This window comes from Xanthomonas campestris pv. asclepiadis (assembly GCF_020784175.1).
Classification (GTDB): Bacteria; Pseudomonadota; Gammaproteobacteria; order Xanthomonadales; family Xanthomonadaceae; genus Xanthomonas; species Xanthomonas campestris_D.
In genome coordinates, this window is sequence record NZ_JAJGQM010000014.1 from 67167 (window position 1) to 91425 (window position 24259).

The window sequence follows — 24259 nt, forward strand, 5'->3', positions numbered from 1 at the left end:
CACGAGCCCGTCCCATGTCCGATCTCCGCTTGCTGAGCTTGCCTGCCGCGCAACAGCGCGCGCCTGCCAACCACCCCGTACGCGCCAGCGCGCACGTGTTCGAAGACCCGTCCTCGCAGGCATTGCTGGCACACCTCGAACGCGTGGCGCCGAGCGAAGCCAGCGTGCTGATCGTCGGCGAATCGGGCACCGGGAAAGAACTGGTCGCACGCCACCTCCACAACTGCAGCGCGCGTGCGCGCCATCCGTTCGTGGCAGTCAATTGCGGCGCTTTCAGCGAATCGCTGGTGGATGCGGAACTGTTCGGGCACGAGAAAGGCGCCTTCACCGGCGCGCTCAGCGCCAAGGCCGGCTGGTTCGAGGAAGCCAACGGTGGCACCCTGTTTCTCGACGAAATCGGCAACCTGCCGATGCCGATTCAGGTCAAGCTGCTGCGCGTGCTGCAGGAGCGCGAAGTGGTGCGGCTGGGCTCGCGCCGTAGCGTGCCGATCGACGTGCGCGTTCTGGCCGCCACCAACGTGCCGCTGGATCAGGTGATCGGGCAAGGGCATTTTCGCCAGGACCTGTTCTACCGCCTCAACGTGGTCGGTGTGGAACTCAAGCCGCTGCGCGACCGGCCTGGCGACATTCCGCCGCTGATCCGCCACTTCGTCGACATCTACAGCCAGCGGCTGGGCCACGGCCAGGTGACGATCAGCGCGGACGCCGAACGCCTGCTGGTGGAATATCCCTGGCCGGGCAATATCCGCGAACTGGAAAACGTCATCCACCACACCTTGCTGATCCATCGCGATGGTGTCGTGCATGCTCAGGACATCCGCCTGTCGCAACTGCGACTTCCGGCGCAGGCAGGCGGCGATGCGCATGAAGATGGCCAGGCCTTGCTCGAACGCGCCTTCGACCGCTTGTTCGAAAGTGCCGGCGCCGCACTGCATGCAACGGTGGAAGATCAACTGTTCCGCGCCGCCTATCGCCACTGTCACCGCAATCAGGTCAGAACTGCCGCCTTACTGGGATTGAGCCGCAACATCGTGCGTGCGCGCCTGATCGCGTTGGGCGAGCTGGTGGTGAACAAGCGTATCGGATGATCACGCGCCACTGTTTGCACGTGATCTGCGGACAACGCCGAACAGCTCAGGCACCGCACGCCTTGCCGCAACCGCTGAGCCACCCTCTTCAGTCGAACAAAAGCCTCAGCGCCGCCGATAGTCCACATAGTCGAACGCGAAGGCATGACGGGCATCGGCTGCGTGCTGTTCGCGCTGCACGGCCTCCCACACGGCCGGGTCGATCGGCGGAAAGTAGGTGTCGGTCCGCTCCACGCTGGTGTCCACTTCGGTGACGGCCAGCAGGTCGGCACGTTCCATGGTCAGCCGATACACCTCGCCGCCACCGATGACGCACAGCTCCTGTGCACCGGCCGCCTCGGCCTGCGCAATCGCGGCATCGACCGACGCCACCGCCCGCATGTCCGCAAACGGCACCTGCCCCGAACGCGTCAGCACCAGGTTCAAACGCCCCGGCAAGGCACGTCCCAACGATTGCGCAGTCTTGCGCCCCATCAGGATCGGCTTGCCCAAGGTCAGCGCCTTGAAACGCTTCAGGTCGTCCGGCAGCTTCCACGGCAATTCGTTATCACGGCCAATGGCGTTGTTGCGGTCGAACGCGACGATCAAGGTGATTTTCATGCAGCAGACGATATCCCTTCGAACATCCAATCAATGTGCGGCATCACTCAGCCAGCGAAGCCACGCTTACACCGCCACCGGCGCCTTGATCGCCGGATGCGGGTCGTAACCCTCGATGGCGATGTCCTCGAAGCGGAATGCGAACAGGTCGGTCACGGCTGGATTCAGGCGCAGGCGCGGCAGCGCGCGCGGCGTGCGTGTCAATTGCTCGCGTGCCTGCTCGAAGTGATTCGAGTACAGGTGCGCATCACCGAGGGTATGCACGAAATCACCCACGCCCAGGCCGGTTGCCTGCGCCACCATATGCGTCAGCAACGCATAGCTGGCGATATTGAATGGCACACCCAGAAAGATGTCGCCGCTGCGCTGATAGAGCTGGCAGCTGAGCTTGCCGTTCACCACATAGAACTGGAACAGGCTGTGGCACGGCATCAGGGCCATCTGTGGCAGCTCGCCGACGTTCCAGGCACTGATCACCAGCCGGCGCGAATCCGGGTTGCGCTTGATCTCGTCCACCAGCCATTGCATCTGGTCGATCTCGACGCCGTCCGGGCCGGTCCAGCGCCGCCACTGCTTGCCGTAGACCGGGCCGAGATTGCCATCGGCGTCGGCCCATTCGTCCCAGATGCGAACCTGGTGGTCCTTGAGATAGCCGATGTTGGTGTCGCCCTGCAGGAACCACAGCAGCTCGTGGATGATCGAGCGCAGGTGCAGCTTCTTGGTGGTGACCAGCGGAAAGCCGTGGTTGAGGTCGAAGCGCATCTGCCAGCCGAACACGCTGCGCGTGCCGGTACCGGTGCGATCGGACTTCTCGGCGCCGTGTTCCAGCACATGCTGCAGCAGGTCCAGATAGGGCTTCACTTGGCCGCCTCCACACCCGCGGCCTGCACCCGCACCGGCTGCAGCACCGGCGCGCGGCGCGACATCGCCAGCAACACCAGGCCGCCGATGATCAACGGCAGGCTCAGGATCTGCCCCATCGTCAGCCAGTTGAAGGCCAGGTAGCCGATCGGTGCGTCCGGCACGCGCACGAATTCCACGATGAAACGGAACACGCCGTACAGCAGCGCGAACATCCCCGACACCGCATAGCGTGCACGCGGCTTCATCGAGAAGGTCCACAGCACAACGAACATCACCACGCCTTCCAGCGCCGCCTCGTAGAGCTGCGACGGATGCCGCGCAAACTGGTTCAACGCACCGGTGGCGTACTGCGCCCGGAGTTCTGCCGGCAACTTGCCGGCCAGTTCCGGCGCAAGCGGGAAGATCACGCCCCAGCCGGCATCGGTGAACTTGCCCCACAACTCACCGCCGACGAAATTGCCGAGCCTCCCGAAGCCCAAGCCCAACGGCACCAGCGGTGCCACGAAGTCCATCACGTCGAAGAAGTGCAACCGGTGCTTGCGCGCCCACAGTCCGCAGGCGATCAACACACCCAACAGGCCGCCGTGGAAGCTCATGCCGCCCTGCCACACCTTGAACAGGATCAACGGGTTGGCCAGCAAGCTGTCGAACGCATAGAACAGCATGTAGCCGATGCGCCCACCCAGCACCACACCGAGCATGCCGTAGAACAACAGGTCGGAAAATCCGTCCATGTCCACGCCCGGCAGGCGGCCGCGCAGGATGCGCGAGCGCCCCAGTGCCCAGGCGGAGAAGAACGCAGCCAGATACATCAACCCGTACCAGTGCACCTGCACCGGTCCAAGCGAGAAGGCGATGGGGTCGATGGCGTGCAAATAGATCATGCGGACCGCGGATCACAAAAAAGCGAGGCGTCTATTCTGACACCTCGAACGCGCTCAGCCTAAGAGCTGGGGACGATCGGGCAGCTCGTCTTCATGCTGGGCGCCGGGGGCGGCAGGGAAATGCGCGGTCAACAGCTCGGTCACCGCCTCGATCCCGGCCAGCACCGCCGCCTCGTATTCGCCATCGCGCAGGAACTGCTGCATGCGCCGACACACCTCGGCCCACTGCGCCTCCGGCACCCGGCTGCGCAGGCCGCGGTCGGCGACCACTTCGATGGCGTGGTCGGCCAGCAGCAGGTAGAGCAGTACTCCGTTATTGGCCTCGGTGTCCCAGGTGCGCAATTGCGCGAAGGCCTGTTCGGCGTGCTGGCGTGCGGTCTGCCCGCGCCATAGCGCGCCCAGCGGCAGGTCGGCTTCCACCGCCACCATGATCTGCCCGGTATGGGTGCGCTCGCTGGCAGCAACTGCCGCGGCGATCGCATCCATGCAACTGGCCGGGAAACTGCGCTGCGCCGAGGGCGCGAAAATGTGTCTGAGCCAACGCATCACCAGCTCCCCGAGGCGCCACCGCCTCCCGATGATCCGCCACCACCACCCCAGCCGCCGCCACCGAAACCGCCGCGGCCACCGCCTCCAAAGCCACCGAATCCACCACCGCCCCAGCCACCGCCCCAGCCACCGCCGCCGACAAAGCGCCCCGACGAACCGGACGCCAGGCCTGCCAGCAACCCGATCACCGCAGCGCCGGCACTGGCGAACAGCAGCGAGGTAAACAGCAAGGCCGCGCCACCGGCAGCGACGCCGGTCAGCAACGCACGCAGCGGCCGCGGCAGGGCGCCGAGGATGCCACGCGCCACCATCGCGACCACAAAGCCGATGAACAAGGCCATGATCCAGTCACCGCCTCCGCCCGAACCATTGCCAGTGCCGGCATCGGCGTGCCCGCTGACCGGCGCCGGCAAGGCCTCGCCCTCGATCAGCCCGGCCAGCGTTGCGGTCGCAGCGCTGATGCCGCCTGCGTAGTCGCCCTCACGAAAACGCGGTGCCAGGTACTCCTGGATGATGCGGTTGGCGGTGATGTCGGGGATTGCGCCTTCCAGGCCGTAACCGGGCTGGATCCGCACCCGGCGATCGTCCTTAGCCACCAGCAGCAACACACCATCGTCCACGCCCTTGCGGCCGATCTTCCACTGGTCGAACACGCGCTGGGTGTACTGCTCGATCGCCTCCGGCTGCGTGGTGGGCACGATCAGAATCTGCAACTGCGCGCCCTTGCGCTGCTGCAAGGCCAGCGCCTGCTGCTCGAGTTGCTGGATCTGCGTGGCATCCAAGGTGCCGGTGGTATCGACCACGGGCGAGCGCAGTGGCGGAATGGCTGCAAGATCCTGCGCCAGGAGCGAAGCCGGCAGCAAGAAGAGCGCCATCATCCACAACATCCAGCTGTGCGTTTGCCGCATTGCCTGACTCCTGCCTGGTAAGCGCTGTTACTGCGCAGGTTGCGGCTGCTGCGTAGGCTGCTGCGACGGCGCCTGCTGATTGCCGAAATCCACCTGCGGTGCGCGCGAAATCTGCGCTTCGTTTTCCACGCTGAAGTTGGGCTTGGGCTGATAGCCGAAGATCTTGGCGGTGATCACCTGCGGGAACGAACGGATGTAGGTGTTGTACTCCTGCACCGTCTGGATATAGCGACCACGCGCCACGGTGATGCGGTTCTCGGTGCCTTCCAGCTGTACCTGCAGGTCGCGGAACGACTGGTCGGATTTGAGCTGCGGATAGTTTTCGCTGACCACCAACAGGCGCGACAGCGCGCTGCCGAGCTCGCCCTGCGCCTGCTGGAACTGCTTCAGCGAGGCTTCGTCATCGGCATTGACCTGGATCTGTCCGACCCGCGAGCGCGCATTGGTCACCTCGGTCAGTACCTGACGCTCCTGCTGGGCATAGCCCTGCACGGTGCGCACCAGATTGGGAATCAGGTCGGCACGACGCTGATATTGATTCAGCACCTCCGACCAACCTGCCTTGACCCCTTCTTCCTTCTGCTGGATCGCGTTGTAGCCGCAACCGGACAGCGAGACGGTCAGCATCAGCAACACCAGGGCGCGAATCAGGACGGGCATGCAGGCGATTCCGTTGAAAGAGAGCCGCAGCATGCCACGTGGCCAGTCAAGCCGGCATGCACATGCGCCCGCCTGGCAGGTGATTCCGGCCAGGCGCGAAGAGCCTGGCAACAGGCAGAAGCAGTCACCGCACGCTGTGTGGCCGGCTGACACGACCGCTGGCGCGTTCTGGTGCGTCGCATCGCCACGGACGTGTCCACGCATCCGCCTATCCCATCACCTGCAGAAACCGATCAACGGCTGCGGCTTGCGCAGACGCGCTGCCCTTCAGAACCACCGCGGCAGCAGTATCAGTCCCCAGCAGAGCAGCACATTGATCAGCAGCAGGAACACCGCCGCCGAGCCCATGTCTTTGGCACGGCCGGCCAGCACGTGGTGCTCGGGGCCGTAGCGCTCGATCACCGCCTCGATCGCCGAATTCAGCAATTCGGCCGCCAGTACGATCAGCAGTGGCGCGATCAGCGCGATGCGTTCCAGGCCGGACTGACCGAGCCACAGCCCCAGCGGTAGCAGCACTAACGCCAGGCACACCTCCAAGCGAAACGAGGATTCATGCAGCCATGCCGCGCGCAATCCTTGCCACGACCAGATCGCCGCCTTGAGCATGCGGCGCGGGCCGCGCGGCACGTGTCCCAGTTGATCGGCCATGCGGTCAGTGCTTCCGGCCGCAAGGGCGTGTCTGGGGACGGCTCGAACGCATGGCATGGTCACTGCTGAGGAAAGTGCGAATCTTGCACCGTCGTGCAGCGCGCCGCCAGGGCACTGCCACGCAGTCGAACAGCTGGCGTTGGGCCGGCCGGGCCGTCAGATGCTGCCGCACGGCGCAATCTCTGCCACCTCGTCGGTGCAGGCCGAAGAAGGCGATCTGCGCGCAAGGCGATCGCAGCCGCTGGAGACCCACGGGTTTGCCCTGCGCTTCCAGCCTGTCGCACCATGCTGGTCCGCTCCACTGTCACAGGTTCATTCGCATGAGCAAACACCCCTTGCGCACGCTGCTATGCGCCCTTGTATTGTTGTCCGGCCACCTACACGCCGCCACCCCGCACACCACACCGCAGATACCGGCGCAGGTGTCCAATGCCGCCTGGGAAGCCGACATGCAGCGCTTCGCCACCAGCGACGCGCAAACACCGCCGCCCAGGCACGGCATCGTCTTCGTCGGCAGTTCGTCGATCCGTTTCTGGGACACGCTGGCACAGGATTTCCCCGCCATGCCGGTGATCAATCGGGGTTTCGGCGGTTCGGAAGTGCGCGACAGCACCTGGTACGCCGACCGCATCGTGATCCCGTATGCGCCGCGCCAGGTGGTGCTGTATGCCGGCGACAACGATCTCAACAGCGGCCGCACGCCGCAGCAGGTACGCGACGACGTGCTGGCATTCGTGAAGCGCATCCGCCGCGATCTGCCCAGCACACGCATCAGCTATCTGTCGGTCAAACCCAGCCCCTCGCGCGCCCGTCTGCTGCCTGCGATCGTCACCGCCAACCGCCTGATCCAGGATGCACTCGCGCCGCTGCCGCAGGTGGACTACGTGGACGTCTACACGCCGATGCTCGATGCCGACGGCAAACCGCGCGCCGAGCTGTTTCGCCAGGACATGCTGCATATGACCGCCGATGGCTATGCCATCTGGCGCAAGGCGGTGGCCCCGGTGCTGGAGCAGAAGTAACGCATGGCGGGTCGCTCTGGCGTCGCACTCGCAAGATCGATCGATTGCGCCCCCGATCCCGCAGCTGCATCTGGCGTCTACGGGATATCGGCAAGGCGCGCAGCCTCATTGCCACGTGGCGGAAAACAGCATCATCGGCAACCGCGAACTGCGCCCTGGGCGCGTGCGGTGCATCTCCCTCGTCAGTGGCCGATTCCAGGCAACCACATGCCGCTACGGCCACTGCTCCCTCAGGCCACCACCACCGCAACCGAGGTACCGACACCGGACTCGCTATGCAGTTCGATCCGCCAGCCGAAGCGATCGCACAGCCGGCGCACGATCGACAGGCCCAGGCCGGTGCCCTGCGGGCGGGTGGGATCGGCGCGGAAGAACGGCTCGAACGCGCGCGCGCGCGCTTCTTCGCTCATGCCGATCCCGGTATCGCGCACGATGATGCGGTCCTGGGTGACTTCCACTTCGATGCTGCCGGTGTCGGTATAGGCGCAGGCATTGCGCAGCAGGTTGCTGAGCACCACGCGCATCACCCGCGGCGGGGCGAACATCTGCAGGCTGCGGTCGCCGACCATCGTCAGGGATACCGGCTTGTCGCCCAGCAGTTGGCGGGCGCTATCGACTTCCTCGCTGGCCAGTTCGGCGGCATCGAAGGTTTCGCTTTGCGGGTCGATTTCGGCTTCGCGCGCCAGAATCAGGAAGGCGTCGATCACCGCCTCCATGTCGCGGCCTGCGCGCTGGATCCGGCGCAGGCTGCGCTGGGTGCGTTGCGACAATTCGTCGTCGGCCAGCGCCATGTCGCTGGCCACCCGGATCACCGTCAACGGTGTGCGCAGCTCGTGGCTGGCATCGCGGGTGAAGTTGCGCTCCCGCGCGACATGGTCGCTGACCTTCTGCCCGAGCGCATGCAGGGCGGCAGCCAATTGCCGGGTTTCACCCTGCAGGTCAGCGGGCAGCCGCTCCGGTGCCAGTTCGTCGACATCGGGGTTGCGCGGGTCCCACTGCGACACGCGCCGCGCCAGCCAGCTGATGGGCGAGACCAGCCGCTTGGAAATCCGGTAGGTCACCCAGAACACGCCATAGATCGCCAGCAGCACCAGCATCGCCGGCACCACCCCGAACCAGAGCGTCAGATGGGCCGCACGCGAGCGCGGGAACACCAGATACAAACGCCCTTCCGGACGTTGATCGACATACACCAGGGCGTCGGCGGCAGCCACTTCGCTAAAGCCCGGCGACAATCGCTGCAACGCCGCTGGTGCGGCATCGCGGCCTTGGCCGGCGGGCGAAAAATAGCCCTGGATATTGCGTGTATTGGGCGGCGGGCTGTTCGCTGCGCTCTTGTGCACGCGCCAGAAATGCACCGCCTCGTCGGCCAGCACGGTCCGCACCAGGCTGTACTTGATCACGAAGGACAGCAGATAGCCGCCAAGCACGATCGCCAGGCTCGCCAGGGCGACCTGCAGGAGAAAGGCCAGACGTATTTTTCGTGGAAGCCCGTGCGGCATTGCTGCATCCAGGGGAGAGCGCCGGATTATAGGCAACGCTTCCGTAAGCCCGTCGTGCAGCCAGACGGCAGCGCGCGGAAACGAGCGGCGCGTGGGCGCCTACAGGGGTGGCCGACCGCCAGAACGGCGGCCGGCCGGTGACATCAGGCCATCGGCTGGGCGATGTCGGCAATGCGATAGCCGGCGCTCTGCACGGTGTGCAGCAGCGGGCGGTCGAACGGCTTGTCGATGATCTTGCGCAGGTTGTAGAGATGGCTGCGCAGGGTGTCCGAATCCGGCAACCCGTTGCCCCAGATCTCGCGCTCGATTTCCTGGCGGGTCACTACCCGAGGCGACTCGCGCATCAGGATGGTGAGCAGGCGCAGGCCGATCGGCGAGAGCTGCAGCTCGGTGCCGGCACGGGTGGCGCGCATGCTGACCGGATCGAGCACCAGGTTGGCGACCTTGAGCACTTCCGAGCCCACCTGGCGGCGCTCGCGGCGGATCAGTGCACGCAGGCGCGCTTCCAGTTCCTGAATCGCAAACGGCTTGGTCAGGTAGTCGTCGGCGCCGAAACCCAGGCCGGTGAGCTTGTCGTCCAGCGTGTCGCGGGCGGTCAGCATCAGCACCGGGGTGGACTTGCGTGCGTCGTTACGCAGCCGGCGACACACTTCGATGCCGTCCAGGCGTGGCAGCATGAGATCCAGCACGACCACGTCGTAGCTGTTCTCGGCGGCCAGACGGTAGCCGTCGAGTCCGTCCTGCGCATAGTCGACCTCGAAGCCACGGCCTTCCAGGTACTCGCCGATCATTTCAGAGATATTGCGGTTGTCTTCAACGACCAGCACGAGGCCGGACGTTTCCTTGGTCTGACGCATGGACTTTCCTCGGTCTTCAGCTTTGTGAAACATGCCGGATCGGCAGTGGAAAGGGCGTGAAGACCAACTAACGTTTTGTGACAGAAGGCAGTCGCCGCCGGCTGTCAGCGCCCGAGCAGGGGGCGCAGCGCGGGCCATACCGTTTCCAGCACCCTGGGCTGGGCCGCGGCGGTGGGATGCAGGCCGTCCGCCTGCATCAGGCCAGGCTGCAGCGCGACCTTTTCCAGGAAGAACGGCACCAATGCGGTCTTGTACTGGCTGGACAGGTCGGCATAGGTCGCCTTCAGGCGGTCGCGATAGGCGGGGCCATAGTTGGGCGGCACATCGATGCCGAGCAGCAGCACCTTCGCGCCGGCCTGCTGGCTGAGCTGGATCATCTTTTCCAGGTTGCCCTTCAGCTGGGCCGGGGTCAGGCCGCGCAGCGCATCGTTGCCGCCGAGTTCGATCACCACCACGCCGGGGCGGTGCTTCTGCAGCAGGCCGGGCAGCCGCGTCAATGCACCGGAGGTGGTCTCACCGCTGATGCTGGCATTGACGACCGCCGGTGGCGTCGCCATGTCACGCTTGAGGCGTTGGTCCAGCAAGGTGACCCAACCGGACTGCACCGGGATGTTGTGCGCAGCGCTCAGGCTGTCGCCGACGACCAGGATCGGGGCCGTCGCCACCGGACTTTTGGCAGAGGCAATTCCCGGCGCGAGCAGGGACAGTGTCAGCAGCCACAGGACCAGCGCGCCATACCTCAGTGTTCTTTCACGCATTCGGAGATTCCTCATCGACAGTCTGGCCCCCCGCTCCAGCACCCGCACCGCCATCGACGTCCGCGACGTCGGCAAGTCCGTCAGTGGACCGGAGGGAACACTCCACATCCTCGACAAGGTCAGCTTGACGGTCAGTGAAGGCGACAGTATCGCCATCGTCGGCGCGTCCGGCTCGGGCAAGACCACCCTGCTCGGCCTGCTGGCCGGTCTGGACCTGCCCAGCCGCGGCAGCATTGCGCTGTCCGGCCAGGAGTTGGGCCAGTTGGACGAAGAGGCACGCGCCGCCTTGCGCGCGCGCGAGGTGGGCTTCGTGTTCCAGAGCTTCCATCTGCTGCCGGCGCTGACCGCCGAAGAAAACATCGCGCTGCCGCTGGAACTGGCAGGGCGCGAGGATCCGGCGCGGGTGCGCGAGGTACTGGAGGCGGTCGGCCTGAGCGCGCGTGCGCGCCACTACCCGCGCCAGCTGTCCGGCGGCGAGCAGCAACGCGTGGCGCTGGCACGCGCATTCGTGGCCAGACCGCGCATCCTGTTTGCCGACGAGCCCACCGGCAGCCTGGACCAGACCACCGGCGCGCAGATCAGCGACCTGCTGTTCGCGCTCAATGCCACCAGCGACACCACCCTGGTGCTGGTGACCCACGACATGACGCTGGCGCAGCGTTGCAAGCACATCTACCGCATCGACAGCGGCCGCCTGCACGCCCAGACCGGTCCGGCCGCATGAACGTGCTGCGACAGGCCGCGCGCGCCGTGCGCCGCGAGTTCCTGGCCGGCGATCTGCTGACCGTATTCGCCGCGCTGGTGCTGGGCGTGGCGGTGATGACGGCGGTCGGCACGCTGGTCGATCGGGTGACCCTGGCGCTGACCTCCAGCGCGGCCGAAGTGCTCGGTGGCGATCTGGGCGTGACCGGCCGCCAGGAGATCCCGGCCGACTTCGCCGAAGAAGCGCAACGGCGCGGCCTGCAGAGCACGCGCATGGTCAGCTTCCCCAGCGTTCTGTTTCACGGCGATGCCAGCCAGATGGCCAATATCCGCGGAGTTGGTGCGGGCTATCCGCTGCGTGGGCAGTTGCTGGTGTCCACGGACAGCGCCGGCATGGAAGGCACGCCTGCGGGCGCACCGCCGCCGGGTCAGGCCTATGCCGATCCCCGCCTGCTGGAGGCCCTGGGCCTGCGCGTGGGCGAACAGCTGGAATTCGGCGCCGGCCATCTGACCATCACCGGCGTGCTGCGTGCCGAACCGGATGCGTCCGGCGAGCTGATGCAGCTGTCGCCGCCGCTGCTGGTCAATCGCGCCGATATTGAGGATGCCGGCCTGCTCGGCCCGGGCAGTCGCGCTTCGTACCGGCTGATGTTCTCCGGTGCGCCGGAGGCCATCGCCGAGCTGCGCGCCTGGCTGAAACCGCGCGCCAGTGAATTCCGCCTGGTCGGCATCGAGGACACCCAGCGCGGCATGCGCGCGGCGTTCGATCGCGCGGGGCGCTTTTTGGCCTTGTCGGCCTTGCTGGCAGTGCTGTTGTCCGGTGTAGCGACCGCGTTGGCAGCGAACCGCTTTGCGATGCGCCGGATCGACACGGTCGCGGTGCTGCGCTGCCTGGGCGCACGCCAGCGCGACATCCTGGCGATGCTGTCGCTGCAATTGCTGCTGACCGCGATTCCGGCCTGCCTGGTCGGGATCGGGCTGGGCATGCTGGCGCAGGAAGGCCTGGTGCAGGCGCTGGGAAGCCTGATTCCGAATCGGCTGCCGTTGCCGCAGGCCACCCCGGCCCTGGCCGGTGCAGGCATCGGCCTGGTGCTGTTGCTGGGCTTCGGCCTGCCGCCGCTGCTGCGGCTGCGCAACGTGCCGCCGATGCGCGTGCTCAACCGCAGCTTTGCCGCGGTGCCACCGAGTTCCCTGCTGGTCTATGCAGCGGCATTGGCGGCCACGCTGGCGCTGACCGTGTACGCAACGGGCAACCTGGTGCTGGCCGGCTGGGTGCTGGGCGGCCTGGCCGCATTGGCGCTGGTGGCGATGGCGCTGGGGCTGGGCCTGCTGGCCCTGTTGCGGCCAATCCAGCATCGCCTGCGCGGCGCCTGGAAGCTGGGCCTGGCCTCGCTGACGCGGCGCCGCGGGCTGAGCGTGGTGCAGTTGGTCGGCCTGTCGCTGTCGCTATGCGCGCTGTTGCTGCTGGCAGTGGTCGGCCCCGGCCTGCTTGGGCAATGGCGCGATCGGCTGCCAGTGGAGACGCCCAACTATTTCCTGATGAACATCCAGCCCGAGCAGACCGAACCGGTATTGCAGACGCTGCGCGGCCTGGGCGTCGACGATGCGGCCGTGGAGCCGTTTTCGACCGGGCGTCTGGTGGCGATCAACGACAAGCCGCCGCTGCGCGGCGACCGCGATCCGGCCGACGATGGCGACGGTGACAACCGGCCGGTCAATTTCTCCTGGCGGCATGCATTCCCGCCGGCAAACACCCTGCTGGAAGGCAGGTTCTGGGCGGCCGACAGCACCGCGCCGGAGGCCTCGGTGGAAGAAGGTTGGGCGCAGCGGTATCAGCTCAAACTCGGCGATCGCATCACCTTGTTGCTGGGCGAGCAGCAGCGCAGTTTCACCGTCTCCAGCATCCGCAAGGCCGACTGGGATTCATTCCGGGTCAATTTCTTCCTGCTGCTCAACCAGGGCGCGGTCGGCGATGCGCCGTACAACCTGATTTCCAGCTTCCACCTGCCGCCCGGCAATGCACCCAAGCTGGCGTCGCTGAGCCGCGACTACCCCAACATTTCGGTGCTGGACATCGATGCGATCCTCGGCCGCGTGCGCGAGGTGATCGACCAGGTGGCGCAGGCGGTGCAACTGGTGATGGGTTTCAGCCTGCTGGCCGGCGTGCTGGTGCTGCTGGCGGCCTTGCAGGCCACCGCCGGCGAGCGTCGCTATGACAGCGCGGTGCTGCGCACGCTGGGCGCACGACGCGGCCAGCTGCGTGGCGCGGTACTGGTGGAGTTCGGCGCGCTCGGCCTGCTGGCGGCGACGCTGGCGGTGACCGCCGCCGCGGTGATCGGGGCGGTGGTCGGGCAGAAGGCGTTCGAGATCGCGTTGACGCCGGACTGGCCGCGCCTGCTGCTCGGCGGCGCGTTTGGCCTTGCGCTGAGTCTGCTGGCCGGCTGGTCGGGCACGCGACGCATCCTGTCCACGCCGCCGGCGTTGGCACTGCGGACCGACTAAGGCCGGGTCGGTTGAACCGCGAACGGGCGGCGCGCAGGCGTCGCCCGTTCGCGTTCCGTCACACCGCTGCATATACCGGCAGCGCATAAGCACCTTGCCAATCGTACGTTCGCAGCGGCGACCGGACTGCCTACAGTGGTGTGTCCGGCCGCCGGCCCAGGCGGCCATCCGTTGCCGTCGAGGTGCCACCGTCATGGCCAGCGTCACTTCCGCTGCGCGTGCGCAGCCGCCGCGCGATGCGGTTTCCCCACAGCACTCTTCCAGTGTCCGGATCGTGCCGTTCGATGCCCCGCTGGGCGCCGAAGTGATCGGCCTGGATCTGTCGCAACCACTGGATGCGGAAACCTTCGCGCGCATCCACCAGGCGCATCTGGACTACCACGTGCTGGTGTTCCGCGAGCAGCGCATCACGCCGGCGCAGCAGGTCGCTTTCAGCCGTCGCTTCGGCCCGCTGCAGATCCATGTGCTGCGCAATTTCCAGTTGCGCGGGCATCCGGAGGTGCTGGTGGTCTCCAACATCAAGGAGAACGGCGAGCCGATCGGCCTGGGCGATGCCGGCCACTACTGGCACTCGGACCTGTCGTACAAGGACACCCCCAGCCTGGGCTCGCTGTTGCATGCGCAGGAATTGCCCAGCGAAGGCGGCGACACCTTGTTCGCCAACCAGCACCTGGCTTGGCAGACCCTGCCCGACGCGCTCAAGCAGACGGTGCAGGACCTGCGTGCCGAGCACAGCTATCTGGCCAAGTACGAAGAACTGCGTGCGCGCAATCCGTGGCGCCCGGCGCTGACGCCGGAGCAGATCGCCGAAGTAAAACCCGTGCAGCATCCGATCGTGCGCACCCATCCGGAAACCGGCCAGAAAGCACTGTTTGTCAGCGAGCATTTCACCACACGCATCGTCGGCTTGCCCGACGACGAAAGTGCTGCACTGCTGCAGGCCTTGTTTGAACACAGCACCGGCGATGCGCTGGTGTATCGGCATCGCTGGCAGCCGCACGACATGGTGTTCTGGGACAACCGCTCGGTCATGCATCTGGCCGCCGGCACGCCCGATCACCTGCGTCGTCGGCTCAACCGCACCACCATCGAAGGCGATGCGCCGTTCTAGCCAAGGTGCTGCCTCGCGCGCGTTTGGCAGCACTTAGCTCGCCGGGAAATGCGCCTTCTTCCTCCCCCCTCGACTGGAGCGCCGCATGCGTTTGACCGTCACCTCTCACGCACGTCCGCAGCGCCGACGTTTTTCCCGACGTGTCGCGCTGCTGCTCCTGGCCGCATTGCCGTTGCTGCACAGCGCGCATGCGCAGGCCGAAGGAAAGCTGCGCATCGCCAAACAGTTCGGCATCGTCTATCTGTTGCTGGACGTGGCACAGGATCAGAAGCTGATCGAGCAGCAGGGCAAGGCGGCCGGCGTGGACATCGACGTGCAGTTCCTGCAGTTGTCCGGTGGCGCGGCCGTCAACGATGCCCTGCTGACCGGGTCGATCGATATCGCCGGTGCCGATGTCGGGCCGTTGTTCACCATCTGGGACCGCACCCATGGCCGCCAGAACGTGCGCGGCGTGGCATCGCTGGGCAACTTCCCCTACTACTTGATCAGCAACAATCCGCGCATCAAGTCCATCGGCGATTTCACCCCGCAGGACCGCATTGCGGTGCCGGCCACCGGCGTGTCGGTGCAGTCGCGTTTCCTGCAGCATGCCTCGCAACAGCGCTGGGGCGACAAGGGCACCCATCAGCTGGATCCGCTGCAGGTCGCCTTGCCGCACCCGGACGCGGCCGCCGCGATCATCCGCGGCCGCACCGAGATCACCGCCCACTTCGCCAGCCCGCCATTCCAGGAGCAGGAACTGGCGCGCAATCCGGCCGCGCACATCGTGACCAGCTCCTACGAGATCGAAGGCGGCCCCTCCTCGGCCACCGTGCTGTATGCCACCGAAAAATTCCGCCGCGACAATCCCAAGACCTACCGCGCCTTCGTCGCGGCGCTGGATCAGGCTGCGCGCTTTGTCACCGCCCATCCGGAGCAGGCGGCAGATATCTTCCTGCGTCGCAACGGCTCGAGCATCGATCGCGCGCTGGTGCTGCAGATCCTCAAGGACCCGAAGGTACAGTTCACTGTGGTGCCGCAGAACACGCTGGAACTGGGCAAGTTCATGCAGCACAGCGGCGCGATCAAGCAGACCCCGGGCAAGCTGGGCGACTACTTCTTCGACGATCCGCTGATTGCGGGCGGGAGCTGAGCGATGAGTTCGTCAACACCATTGCTGCAGGTTGATCACGTCAGCCTGGAATACGCCTCGGCGCAACGCGTGGTGCGCGCCACCCATCGCGTGCGTTTCGACGTGCATGAGGCCGATCGCTTCGTGCTGCTGGGGCCGTCGGGTTGCGGCAAATCCACCTTGCTCAAGGCGGTGGCCGGCTTCGTCGCCCCGCGCGAGGGGCAGATCCGCCTGGATGGCAACGCGGTCACCGGGCCGGGACCGGACCGGGTGGTGGTGTTCCAGGAATTCGACCAGTTGGCGCCCTGGAAGACAGTGCGCGAGAACGTGGTGTTCGGCCTGCGCGCGGCACGCAAGCTGTCGCGCGCCGAAGCGCGCGAACGTGCCGACGACAGCCTGGCGCAGGTCGGGCTGAGCGCGTTTGCGCAGGCGTATCCGCACACCTTGTCCGGCGGCATGAAGCAACGCGTGGCGATCGCGCGCGCGTTGGCGATGCGGCCGCGCGTGTTGTTGATGGACGAGCCGTTCGCCGCGCTCGATGCGCTGACGCGTTCGCGCATGCAGGAACAGGTACTGGAGCTGTGGGAGCAGTCGCGCTTCACCCTGTTGTTCGTCACCCATTCGATCGAGGAGGCGCTGGTGGTCGGTAACCGCGTGCTGTTGTTGTCGCCACATCCGGGCCAGGTACGCGCCGAGCTCAACGCGCATGCGTTCGGCCCGCACAGCGCCGGCAGCGTGGCGTTCCAGCAGACCGCGCAGCGGATCCATCGGCTGCTGTTCGACCTGCCCGACGATGCCCTGGATGATGCCAAGGTGGCGCCGCTGCGTCGCCCGGCCGAGCGCCAACGCGAGGCGCTGCCATGAACCGCAGCACCGCCACCGCGCTGCCGCCACTGCCACCGGTGCGGGCCGAGTACGAAGTCGCCCTGCAGCCGCTGGATCCCGCACTGGTTGCCGCCGCCGCGCCGACGCGCTGGCAGGCACCGCCATGGCTGCGCAAGGCGCTGGTGCTGCTGGTGCTGATCGCGGTGTGGGAGATCGCCGCGCGCGTAGTTGGCGACGATCTGATGCTGCCCAGCGCGCTGCAGACCGCACGCGCGTTCTCCGACGGGCTGCTGTCGGGCGAGTTGTTGCGCCGCGTGGGCGCTTCGCTGCGCGTGCTGGCGCAGGGCTACGCGCTGGGCGTGGTGCTGGCGTTCGTGCTGACCGCGCTGGCCGCCTCCACGCGCTGGGGCCGCGACGTGCTCGGCACGCTGACGGCCATGTTCAATCCACTGCCGGCCATCGCGCTACTGCCGCTGGCCCTGCTGTGGTTCGGCCTGGGCACCGGCAGCCTGGTGTTCGTGCTGGTGCATTCGGTGCTGTGGCCGCTGGCGCTGACCACTTATGCCGGCTTCCAGGCGGTGCCGGAGACCCTGCGCATGGCCGGGCGCAATTACGGATTGCGTGGGCCGCGCTACGTGGCGCAGTTGCTGATTCCCGCCGCGCTACCGGCGATCCTGTCCGGGCTGAAGATCGGCTGGGCCTTCGCCTGGCGCACCCTGATCGCCGCCGAGCTAGTGTTCGGCGCCACCTCCGGCCAGGGCGGCCTGGGGTGGTATATCTTCCAGAACCGCAACGAGCTGTATACAGACCGCGTGTTCGCCGGCCTGGCGATGGTGATCGTGCTGGGCCTGCTGGTGGAAGGGGTGGTGTTCCAGGCAATCGAGCGGCTGACCGTGCGCCGCTGGGGCATGCAGCGCTAGCGGGATGACCGCGGGAGCCCCGGGCGCCGCGATGCGTGGTCAGGCGCTTTGCCTGGCCACGCTGCAGATGAACGTATCGCGCCGGCCACCAATGGCCTGAACCCGCGTGCCGGGCTCATCGGCACGGTCGCGTGCGCTTAACGGGGCTGGCTTATGCTGCCGGCCCCTTACCTGCCGTCTGCCGTCATGCCTACTGCCCCCTTCACTGCCTATCTGTATCCGGTGCTGTTGTTGCTCGCCAGCAATGTGTTCATGACCTTCGCCTGGTACGGGCATCTGAAGTACAAGAGCACGCCGCTGATGATCGCGATCCTGGTCAGCTGGGGCATCGCGTTCTTCGAATACTGCCTGCAGGTACCGGGCAATCGCCTGGGAAGCGCAGTGTATTCGGCGCCGCAGCTCAAGGGCATGCAGGAGGTGATCACGCTGCTGGTGTTCGCTGGCTTCTCCACGTTCTACCTGGGCCAGTCGTTGAAGTGGAATCACTGGGCCGCGTTCGGCTTGATCCTGGTCGCGGCGTTTTTGATGTTCAAGGAATAACGGCCTCTTGAAGGGCTAACCGCCGTCTTACCCGTAGGAGCGCACCAGGGCGCGACCTCGCAGGAGCGTCCCGGGGCGCGGCGCGACGGGCGCGATGGGCATGTTGGGCCATGTCGGGCGTGTCGGGAATGCCCGTCGCGCCCTGGTGCGCTCCTACGGCATCGGGGTGGCTAGTTCGCCGGTTCGACCCACTGCGCGAACACCGCGTCCAGCTGCGCGTCCTTGACCCGCTTGCCGTCCTGCGCCGCCTCGGCCTGCTGGAACATCGGCATGATCATCGCCATGCCGTCAGGCTTGGTCTTCAGATGCACGCCCGGCGGCGTGTCGAGGAACCTGGCCCAGCGCGTGCGCACCTTGGCCCAGTAGCCCTGGGTGCCCTTCCAGTACGCATAGGCCGGGGCGAAGTCGACCTCGGTGGTCTTGCGGTAATCGTTGAAACCGAACTCGCGCGCGATCGCTTCCTGGCTGCCGTCGGGCTTGCGCAGCACCTTGGTGTTGAACTGTTCGTGGGTCCAGCCGTTGGGCGTGAGCGTGTGGCGATTGATCACCGCGAGCGCGTTGTAGTCGCTGCGCTTGGTGTACTCGCGGCGCGGCAACGGGCGCCAGCTCATCAGATCGCTGGTCCAGGTGGGATGGCCGTCGGCATAGTCCCAGCGACCGGTGCCGCAATAGCGCGGCGCGTCGCTGACCTCGTAGACGCACTGGGTCCAGGCGCCGGTGGTGACTGCCGGCGGTAGCGCATGCACCGTCCAGGTCTGATCTGCGCTGAATTCGAAACGCTGCGGCGCCTCGTAGATCCAGTCCTGCCGCCAGTGCTTGGTCACGTGCTTGCTTTTTTCATCCACCAGCAAATGCTGCAGCACCAGCTTGCGCGGTGAATCCTCCACCACGATCACCACTTCGCTGGCGCCGCTGCGCATGGCCGATGCACGCTCGTAACCGGGCTTGAGCAGTACCGTCTCGTCAAAGGCAAAGTCCACCGCGTATTCGCCCTGCATCGCCAGGATGCTCTGCCGATCGCGCTGGGCGTCGGCGGCGGCGATCAACGGCAACAGGCTCAGCGTCACTGCGATACAACGGGAAAACGTTCGGCTCATCGGAACTCTCGGGAGTGGTTGGAGACGTCAGCGGCGCAGGCGCACCAGCGACGTCGTCATGTCGGATGGATCAGTATTGCTTGATGAGGTGGAGTCAGCGCGCAAGGCCGCAGCGCGTGCGCAGCAGCAATCATCCACCGCCACGCGTCCGTCGATGCCCTCCTCGCGCTCCAGGCGTGCGGCCACTTCCGCACCCAGTGCCGAGACTGTCGCCAGGCTGGCGACAAACGGTTGTTCGCGAGTGGCGGCGGTCTGCAGACGCAGCGCGCTCAATCGCCACGCCTCACCGCGCATACGGCCGGCCAGACGACGCCACAGCCGCTCGCCGACGCCCAGCTCATGGGTGTCCATCGGCAGCGGCGGCAGGCGCGAGACCAGGCGATCCCAGATCAAAAAATCGCTGTCCGGCAACAGGCAGATCCGCCAGCAGCACTGCCCTTCGGCATCGAAGAACCAGATGCTTTCGCGCACGCCGTCGCTGTCGACCTGCCGGCATGCCGCCGCATCCACCGCGTGCTGCCAGCCATCCAGCTCGTTGCCCAGCGCGGGCCGATACAGACATAGCACCGTGCCCAGGGCCGCCAGCTGCTGCGGACGCGGCAGCGCGGCGCGGGTGGCACGTGCATGCGACAACGACGGCAGCGGGCGGGCGATGGGCATGGCCGCTACCAGCTCACGGCCAGGCTGACCGAGGCGGTGCGCCCGGCGCCGGTGAAGCGGTCGAGCACCGTGCTGCTGGCCAGCGTGCCGTTGGGGAGCGCGTTCCAGTCCACATAGCGGCGGTCGGCCAGATTGAAGATGCCGGCGGTGACCTTGGCGCCGGGTGCAAATTCCCAATGCCCCATCAGATCCAGCGTGGCGTAGCCGGCCGGCGTGTAATAGCTGTCCAGCTGCGGGCGGCGTTTGCGTGCAACCAAGGTGCCGATCAACTCTGCGCCCCAGCTGTCGCTGTCGAAGGCCACCCCGAAGGTGCCACGCAGCGGGTCGACCGAATTGAGCGGCGTGTCATCGGTGAGATTGTCGCCTTCCGAATAGGCGACGGCGCTGTTGAGCGACCAGCCCTGCCAACCCGCCAGCGCGCCCAGATCGACACCGGCACGTGCTTCGGCGCCCTTGATCACCACATCGTCCACGTTGCGCGACTGGAACAGCATCAGCCCATCGGCGTTGAAGCCGGCCGGCGCATACGATTCGATGAAGTTGCGGTAGTCGGTGTAGTACACGGCGACGCCCAGATACCCGATCGCGTCGTTGAAGCGCAGACCCAATTCGCCACCACGGCTGGTCTCCGATTTCAGGTCCGGATTGGCGATGGCGGTGTAGCGCGCCTGCAGATTGGTGAAGCCGATATTGACGTCGTTGTACGGCGGGGCGCGGAAGCCGTGCGCGTAGTTGGCATACGCCGACCACGCATCCGAGAAACGCCACACCGCACCGAACTTGGGCGAGACCTGGGTTTCGTCGATGGTCGCAGCGGCAACGCCGGGATTGTCTTCGCGGAAGATATCGTCCACCTGCGGTGAGAGGCGGAAATAATCCACGCGCACGCCGGGTGTCAGCGACAGCTTGCCGTCGAACAGGCGGATCTCGTCCTGCGCGTATAACCCGAGCTTGGTGGTTTCGCTGTTGGGGAAATCGCGCACCGGGAACACGTCCTGACCGACCCGGCTGGTCACCACGCCATTGGCGAGATTCACCGAATACCCGTCGCGCTTGGCGCGGGTGTCGGTCCAGGTGCCATCCAGACCGTAAGTGATGTCGTGGCTGAGCGTGCCGGTGTCGATGGACTTGTGCGCGTTGATCAGCAGCCCGTACACGCGCTGATCGAAATTGTGTTCGTTGTGGCGGCGCGTGTTGTTGCCGCGCAACTCATCGGTACGCTGCAGGCTCTCGCTATCCTGGCGATACAACTGCCACTGCAGATCGTCGGCGAGCGCCCAATCCAGTGCATCCAGCTCGTGCCGCAGCGAGACGCGCGCACGGGTCTGATGGTCGCGCCCTTCCTGCGACAGAATGCGCAGCGAGGCCATCGCGTTGCGCGGGTCGATACCGGTCAGGGCATCGATGCTGCCGTAGTCTTCGTTGCCTTCCACAGTGAGCTTGAAGCGCTGCTGCGCGCTGGGCGCGTAGACGAGTTTGGCGAGCACGCTGCGGCCGTCGATGCGCTGCGGATTGGCTGCGGTGCGGGTGAAATCGCGGCTACGGTTGTCGCCCTGGTTCTGCGCTTCCTGACCCTGGCGATGACTCACCGCCACCATGCCGCTCCAGCGTTCGCCGCCGAATGCGCCGGTGGCACCGGCGAACAGGCCGTTCCAGTCGCCTTCGTAGCCGAACTTCAGGCCGACGTAGCTGTGCTTGTCGGCGCTGAGATAATCGGATGGATCCTTGGTAACGAAGGCCACCACGCCACCCAGCGCGTCGGAGCCGTACAGCGAGCTGGCCGGCCCGCGCACCACTTCGACGCGCTTGAGCGTTTCCAGATCGACGAAGTTGCGGTTGGCGTTGAGGTAGCTGCCGAAGCTGAAGGTGTCCGACACCGGGACGTTGTCGACCAGGATCGCCACACGGTTGCCGTCCAGCCCGCGGATGCGGATGCCGTTGGCGCCGGTGAAGCGGCCGCTGGTGCTGGTCACCGACACCCCGGGCGTGTAGCGGAACAGATCCTTGAGCTCGCGCACCAGTTGGTTGTCCAGTTGCTCGCGATCGATCACATCCACCGTGCTCGGCACATCGACCAGGGCACGCTGGGTACGCGTGGCGGTGACCTGCAACCGGTCGAAGTCATGGACCTCACGCGCGGCGTCACCACTGGCGGCGAGGTCGGCAGCGTGGGCACACAACGGAAGAGCAGGCAGCGCAAGCGACAGCGCGACCACCAGCGGATGCAGGCGAATCATCGGGAACCTTTGAAGGGAAGTTCCCGGCAGCGTGTGCTGCAGACAAGGCCGCGACCGGCCGCCGGGGAAGAGCGTGGGATGCGCGGACGGCGGCGGCAACGCCCGCGAAAGACGGTCCGATCCTGCGCGAGGCGCGGATCGGAGCAAGGCGCTTACTTGGTCAGGATGAGCTTGTCGTTGCTGGTATGGCGCAGGCGATAGACGCGGTCGCCATGCTGGATCAGCACTTCGCGACGGCCCTTGAGCAGCGCCTCGCTGCTGATGAGGTCTTCTGCGGGAACGGCACGCGGAGCAGCGCGGTCGCGCAGGTTGACCGGTTCGGAGCGGAGCAGCACGGGATGAGCGGTCATGATCTGGATCTCCAGTCGGTTGGCCAGACAAATAATAACCATTCTCATTTAATGATCAAGAGCCATTCTCATCTTCTCGACACGACCTTTGCATGGGTTGAACGATTTCGATTCACCATGTCTATTGAAAAGATCCGGCCGCGATCTCTGTCAGTGGGTTTTAAGTGTGGAAATCGTGGTCTTGCTGATCACATCGTTGGTGAGGACTGCGCTGGGCAATCGCGAGAACTGAGAGGACGGCAGCACCTTGCGATGCATAGATTTGGCTGGCGTGCACGACCGGTCAGATGCGGCTTCTCGCTTGTTTTGAGAGCCGACAAAAAAGCGTCGCAGCCAACCGTCCCCGCACTTGAGCCCACCGCATGGGGCATTCCTCAGCGGGTCGCTGCCTCCACCCGTTCCCAACCGTCGGCATCGACCTGGGTCAGGGTCTCCAGCGCGCCGAGATTTTCTTCCAACTGCGCGACCCGGCTGGCCCCTAGGATCACCGTGGACACATGCGGATTGCGCAGGCACCAGGCGATGGCCAGGCGTGCGGGCGACTGGCCCAGCTCGGCGGCCAGTGCACAGAACGCGCGGGCGCGTTCCAGGCGGCGCGCTTCCGGTGCGCCCAGCACGTCGTCCTGCATCCATTGATTGCCCGGCTGGCCGAGGCGGCTATCGGCGCCGACACCGGCGTTGTACTTGCCGGTCAGCAGGCCCGACGCCAGCGGCGACCAGATCGTGGTGCCCAGCCCGCCCTCGCACAGCGGCGCGTATTCGCGCTCCAGCCGGTCGCGGTGCAACAGGTTGTACTGCGGTTGCTCCATCGACGGAGCGTGCAGATGTTCCTGCTCGGCGATGCTGATGGCCTCGTGCAATTGCTCGGCGCTCCACTCGGAGGTCCCCCAGTACAGCACCTTGCCCTGGCGGATCAGGGCATCCATGCTGCGCACGGTTTCCCGAATCGGCGTGTCCGGATCGGGCCGGTGGCAGAAGTACAGGTCCAGATAGTCCACGCGCAGGCGCTTGAGCGCGGCATGGCAGGCGTCGGTGACATGCTTGCGCGAGAGTCCGCGCTGGGTCGGGCGCGGGCTGTCCACCGCGCCGAAGAACACCTTGCTCGACACGCAGTACCCATCGCGCGGCAGGCGCAGGTCGGCGATCACATCGCCCATCACCTCTTCGGCGCGGCCGCGTGCGTAGACCTCGGCGTTGTCGAAGAAATTGACGCCGTTGTCCCAGGCGGCAGCGATCAGGTTGCGCGCTTCGCTGCGCCCGATCTGCTTGCCGAAGGTGACCCAGGCCCCGAACGACAGGGCCGACAGCTGCAGCCCGGTGGACCCCAGACGACGGTAATGCATTGGCAGACTCCAACAACCTCCGCGGCGCCCTGCCCCGGATCGGCGTGCGCAGTGTAGGACGTGGTACTGCCGGCGCGACAGGGTTACGCGGCATCGATGCCGCTCAAGGTCCCATGCCGGCACGCGCGCAAGTACCACCAGTTGCTATCGGTTGCGAAAAGAAATGCCGAGGGCCCGCTGGTCTGCAGGTCTGCAGGTCCTTCGGAGCCTGCGTTCCTGGCGAAGAGACAGCAAATTGATGGCCTACCGATTACATCGGCACGGAGTCCACAGGCATCAACGCTTGTTTGAAAGCACTGCTTGCCGATCAGCACTAGCCATATTGGGGGCGTGGTGCCGCGTCCGGTGGCGGGACCGTGTGGCGGCATGGATGCCGCTACCGAGCCTCCACGGACGGATTCACGGCGTGTCCCGACACTGGATGCGGCGCCGCGCCGCCGACCAACTCCGCACACCGACCAACCCTGCGCATGAGATCTGCCGGTGCTACGTAGAAGCTTCGGTCTACGGCGGGCGCTTGC

General features: G+C 66.2%; 24 protein-coding genes. 9 read left to right on the forward strand and 15 right to left on the reverse strand.

Going from position 1 to position 24259, the window contains the following annotated elements:
- Positions 1-14: 14 nt before the first annotated feature.
- A complete protein-coding gene (locus LL972_RS08985) occupies positions 15-1088 on the forward strand; it encodes a sigma-54 interaction domain-containing protein (protein WP_228327297.1) in 1074 nt (357 codons plus the stop codon).
- A gap of 105 nt (positions 1089-1193) precedes the next feature.
- Here LL972_RS08985 and LL972_RS08990 read toward each other — a convergent pair whose 3' ends face one another.
- The 7 genes from LL972_RS08990 to LL972_RS09020 all read right to left on the reverse strand — a co-directional run bounded on the left by LL972_RS08990 (position 1194) and on the right by LL972_RS09020 (position 6201).
- On the reverse strand, positions 1194-1688 hold the full coding sequence (locus LL972_RS08990) for a dihydrofolate reductase (RefSeq protein ID WP_228327298.1): 495 nt from the start codon (positions 1686-1688) through the stop codon (positions 1194-1196).
- A 66-nt stretch (positions 1689-1754) separates the two neighbouring features.
- Positions 1755-2549, reverse strand: coding sequence for a thymidylate synthase (locus LL972_RS08995; RefSeq protein WP_228327299.1), 795 nt, complete (start codon positions 2547-2549; stop codon positions 1755-1757).
- A complete protein-coding gene (lgt, locus tag LL972_RS09000) occupies positions 2546-3436 on the reverse strand; it encodes a prolipoprotein diacylglyceryl transferase (RefSeq protein WP_228327300.1) in 891 nt (296 codons plus the stop codon). The genes LL972_RS08995 and lgt overlap by 4 nt, the downstream gene beginning before the upstream one ends.
- A 54-nt stretch (positions 3437-3490) precedes the next feature.
- Entirely contained in the window at positions 3491-3982 is a 492-nt protein-coding gene (locus LL972_RS09005; protein WP_228327301.1) for a TPM domain-containing protein, read from the reverse strand.
- Positions 3982-4893, reverse strand: coding sequence for a TPM domain-containing protein (locus tag LL972_RS09010; protein ID WP_228327302.1), 912 nt, complete (start codon positions 4891-4893; stop codon positions 3982-3984). The genes LL972_RS09005 and LL972_RS09010 overlap by 1 nt, the downstream gene beginning before the upstream one ends.
- A gap of 27 nt (positions 4894-4920) precedes the next feature.
- Positions 4921-5553: a LemA family protein gene (locus tag LL972_RS09015; protein ID WP_228327303.1), complete on the reverse strand. Its 633-nt coding sequence runs from the start codon at positions 5551-5553 to the stop codon at positions 4921-4923.
- 267 nt (positions 5554-5820) lie between these two features.
- On the reverse strand, positions 5821-6201 hold the full coding sequence (locus tag LL972_RS09020; RefSeq protein WP_228327304.1) for a diacylglycerol kinase: 381 nt from the start codon (positions 6199-6201) through the stop codon (positions 5821-5823).
- 320 nt (positions 6202-6521) lie between these two features.
- On the opposite strand from LL972_RS09020, the gene LL972_RS09025 reads away from it, so the two are divergent.
- Positions 6522-7223 carry an SGNH/GDSL hydrolase family protein gene (locus LL972_RS09025; RefSeq protein ID WP_228327305.1) on the forward strand — a complete coding sequence of 234 codons (702 nt, stop codon included), beginning with the start codon at positions 6522-6524 and terminating at the stop codon, positions 7221-7223.
- Between the two features lie 230 nt (positions 7224-7453).
- Here LL972_RS09025 and LL972_RS09030 read toward each other — a convergent pair whose 3' ends face one another.
- The 3 genes from LL972_RS09030 to LL972_RS09040 all read right to left on the reverse strand — a co-directional run bounded on the left by LL972_RS09030 (position 7454) and on the right by LL972_RS09040 (position 10355).
- On the reverse strand, positions 7454-8725 hold the full coding sequence (locus tag LL972_RS09030; protein WP_228327306.1) for a sensor histidine kinase: 1272 nt from the start codon (positions 8723-8725) through the stop codon (positions 7454-7456).
- Positions 8726-8868: 143 nt separating this feature from the next.
- The gene (locus LL972_RS09035) at positions 8869-9582 is read right to left on the reverse strand and encodes a response regulator transcription factor (RefSeq protein ID WP_228327307.1); all 714 of its coding nucleotides are present in this window, start codon (positions 9580-9582) and stop codon (positions 8869-8871) included.
- 104 nt (positions 9583-9686) lie between these two features.
- A complete protein-coding gene (locus LL972_RS09040; RefSeq protein ID WP_228327318.1) occupies positions 9687-10355 on the reverse strand; it encodes an arylesterase in 669 nt (222 codons plus the stop codon).
- 91 nt (positions 10356-10446) lie between these two features.
- Between LL972_RS09040 and LL972_RS09045 the strand changes: the two genes are divergently transcribed.
- The 7 genes from LL972_RS09045 (at position 10447) to LL972_RS09075 (ending at position 18051) form a co-directional block, all read left to right on the forward strand.
- Positions 10447-11064, forward strand: a complete 618-nt coding sequence (locus LL972_RS09045) for an ABC transporter ATP-binding protein (protein ID WP_256359910.1) — start codon at positions 10447-10449, stop codon at positions 11062-11064.
- The gene (locus LL972_RS09050; RefSeq protein ID WP_228327308.1) at positions 11061-13544 is read left to right on the forward strand and encodes an ABC transporter permease; all 2484 of its coding nucleotides are present in this window, start codon (positions 11061-11063) and stop codon (positions 13542-13544) included. Before LL972_RS09045 ends, LL972_RS09050 begins: the two co-directional genes overlap by 4 nt.
- 193 nt (positions 13545-13737) lie before the next feature.
- Positions 13738-14655, forward strand: coding sequence for a TauD/TfdA dioxygenase family protein (locus LL972_RS09055; protein ID WP_228327309.1), 918 nt, complete (start codon positions 13738-13740; stop codon positions 14653-14655).
- Positions 14656-14740: 85 nt separating this feature from the next.
- On the forward strand, positions 14741-15787 hold the full coding sequence (locus LL972_RS09060) for an ABC transporter substrate-binding protein (protein ID WP_228327310.1): 1047 nt from the start codon (positions 14741-14743) through the stop codon (positions 15785-15787).
- Between the two features lie 3 nt (positions 15788-15790).
- Positions 15791-16630 (forward strand): ABC transporter ATP-binding protein, encoded by an 840-nt coding sequence (locus LL972_RS09065; RefSeq protein ID WP_228327311.1) that lies wholly within the window; start codon positions 15791-15793, stop codon positions 16628-16630.
- Positions 16627-17511 (forward strand): ABC transporter permease, encoded by an 885-nt coding sequence (locus tag LL972_RS09070; RefSeq protein WP_228327312.1) that lies wholly within the window; start codon positions 16627-16629, stop codon positions 17509-17511. The genes LL972_RS09065 and LL972_RS09070 overlap by 4 nt, the downstream gene beginning before the upstream one ends.
- Positions 17512-17697: 186 nt before the next feature.
- A complete protein-coding gene (locus LL972_RS09075) occupies positions 17698-18051 on the forward strand; it encodes a DMT family protein (RefSeq protein ID WP_064630977.1) in 354 nt (117 codons plus the stop codon).
- Between the two features lie 170 nt (positions 18052-18221).
- Here LL972_RS09075 and LL972_RS09080 read toward each other — a convergent pair whose 3' ends face one another.
- The 5 genes from LL972_RS09080 to LL972_RS09100 all read right to left on the reverse strand — a co-directional run bounded on the left by LL972_RS09080 (position 18222) and on the right by LL972_RS09100 (position 23738).
- The gene (locus LL972_RS09080; protein ID WP_228327313.1) at positions 18222-19148 is read right to left on the reverse strand and encodes a DUF6607 family protein; all 927 of its coding nucleotides are present in this window, start codon (positions 19146-19148) and stop codon (positions 18222-18224) included.
- A 27-nt stretch (positions 19149-19175) separates the two neighbouring features.
- A complete protein-coding gene (locus LL972_RS09085; protein ID WP_228327314.1) occupies positions 19176-19808 on the reverse strand; it encodes a Hemin transport protein in 633 nt (210 codons plus the stop codon).
- Between the two features lie 5 nt (positions 19809-19813).
- Complete coding sequence (locus tag LL972_RS09090; protein WP_228327315.1) at positions 19814-22045, reverse strand: TonB-dependent hemoglobin/transferrin/lactoferrin family receptor; 2232 nt, start codon at positions 22043-22045, stop codon at positions 19814-19816.
- 152 nt (positions 22046-22197) lie between these two features.
- Complete coding sequence (hemP, locus tag LL972_RS09095) at positions 22198-22437, reverse strand: hemin uptake protein HemP (RefSeq protein ID WP_024938306.1); 240 nt, start codon at positions 22435-22437, stop codon at positions 22198-22200.
- A 332-nt stretch (positions 22438-22769) separates the two neighbouring features.
- Positions 22770-23738: a potassium channel beta subunit family protein gene (locus tag LL972_RS09100; protein ID WP_228327316.1), complete on the reverse strand. Its 969-nt coding sequence runs from the start codon at positions 23736-23738 to the stop codon at positions 22770-22772.
- Positions 23739-24259 lie beyond the last annotated feature (521 nt).

Excerpts from the sequence above, each read along its gene's own strand:
- LL972_RS08985 (WP_228327297.1), top strand. The coding sequence starts at position 15 with ATGTCCGATCTCCGCTTGCTGAGCTTGCCTGCCGCGCAACAGCGCGCG.
- LL972_RS08990 (WP_228327298.1), bottom strand. The coding sequence starts at position 1,688 with ATGAAAATCACCTTGATCGTCGCGTTCGACCGCAACAACGCCATTGGC.
- lgt (WP_228327300.1), bottom strand. The coding sequence starts at position 3,436 with ATGATCTATTTGCACGCCATCGACCCCATCGCCTTCTCGCTTGGACCG.
- LL972_RS09005 (WP_228327301.1), bottom strand. The coding sequence starts at position 3,982 with ATGCGTTGGCTCAGACACATTTTCGCGCCCTCGGCGCAGCGCAGTTTC.
- LL972_RS09010 (WP_228327302.1), bottom strand. The coding sequence starts at position 4,893 with ATGCGGCAAACGCACAGCTGGATGTTGTGGATGATGGCGCTCTTCTTG.
- LL972_RS09015 (WP_228327303.1), bottom strand. The coding sequence starts at position 5,553 with ATGCCCGTCCTGATTCGCGCCCTGGTGTTGCTGATGCTGACCGTCTCG.
- LL972_RS09020 (WP_228327304.1), bottom strand. The coding sequence starts at position 6,201 with ATGGCCGATCAACTGGGACACGTGCCGCGCGGCCCGCGCCGCATGCTC.
- LL972_RS09025 (WP_228327305.1), top strand. The coding sequence starts at position 6,522 with ATGAGCAAACACCCCTTGCGCACGCTGCTATGCGCCCTTGTATTGTTG.
- LL972_RS09030 (WP_228327306.1), bottom strand. The coding sequence starts at position 8,725 with ATGCCGCACGGGCTTCCACGAAAAATACGTCTGGCCTTTCTCCTGCAG.
- LL972_RS09035 (WP_228327307.1), bottom strand. The coding sequence starts at position 9,582 with ATGCGTCAGACCAAGGAAACGTCCGGCCTCGTGCTGGTCGTTGAAGAC.
- LL972_RS09040 (WP_228327318.1), bottom strand. The coding sequence starts at position 10,355 with ATGAGGAATCTCCGAATGCGTGAAAGAACACTGAGGTATGGCGCGCTG.
- LL972_RS09050 (WP_228327308.1), top strand. The coding sequence starts at position 11,061 with ATGAACGTGCTGCGACAGGCCGCGCGCGCCGTGCGCCGCGAGTTCCTG.
- LL972_RS09055 (WP_228327309.1), top strand. The coding sequence starts at position 13,738 with ATGGCCAGCGTCACTTCCGCTGCGCGTGCGCAGCCGCCGCGCGATGCG.
- LL972_RS09060 (WP_228327310.1), top strand. The coding sequence starts at position 14,741 with ATGCGTTTGACCGTCACCTCTCACGCACGTCCGCAGCGCCGACGTTTT.
- LL972_RS09065 (WP_228327311.1), top strand. The coding sequence starts at position 15,791 with ATGAGTTCGTCAACACCATTGCTGCAGGTTGATCACGTCAGCCTGGAA.
- LL972_RS09070 (WP_228327312.1), top strand. The coding sequence starts at position 16,627 with ATGAACCGCAGCACCGCCACCGCGCTGCCGCCACTGCCACCGGTGCGG.
- LL972_RS09075 (WP_064630977.1), top strand. The coding sequence starts at position 17,698 with ATGCCTACTGCCCCCTTCACTGCCTATCTGTATCCGGTGCTGTTGTTG.
- LL972_RS09080 (WP_228327313.1), bottom strand. The coding sequence starts at position 19,148 with ATGAGCCGAACGTTTTCCCGTTGTATCGCAGTGACGCTGAGCCTGTTG.
- LL972_RS09085 (WP_228327314.1), bottom strand. The coding sequence starts at position 19,808 with ATGCCCATCGCCCGCCCGCTGCCGTCGTTGTCGCATGCACGTGCCACC.
- LL972_RS09090 (WP_228327315.1), bottom strand. The coding sequence starts at position 22,045 with ATGATTCGCCTGCATCCGCTGGTGGTCGCGCTGTCGCTTGCGCTGCCT.
- hemP (WP_024938306.1), bottom strand. The coding sequence starts at position 22,437 with ATGGTTATTATTTGTCTGGCCAACCGACTGGAGATCCAGATCATGACC.
- LL972_RS09100 (WP_228327316.1), bottom strand. The coding sequence starts at position 23,738 with ATGCATTACCGTCGTCTGGGGTCCACCGGGCTGCAGCTGTCGGCCCTG.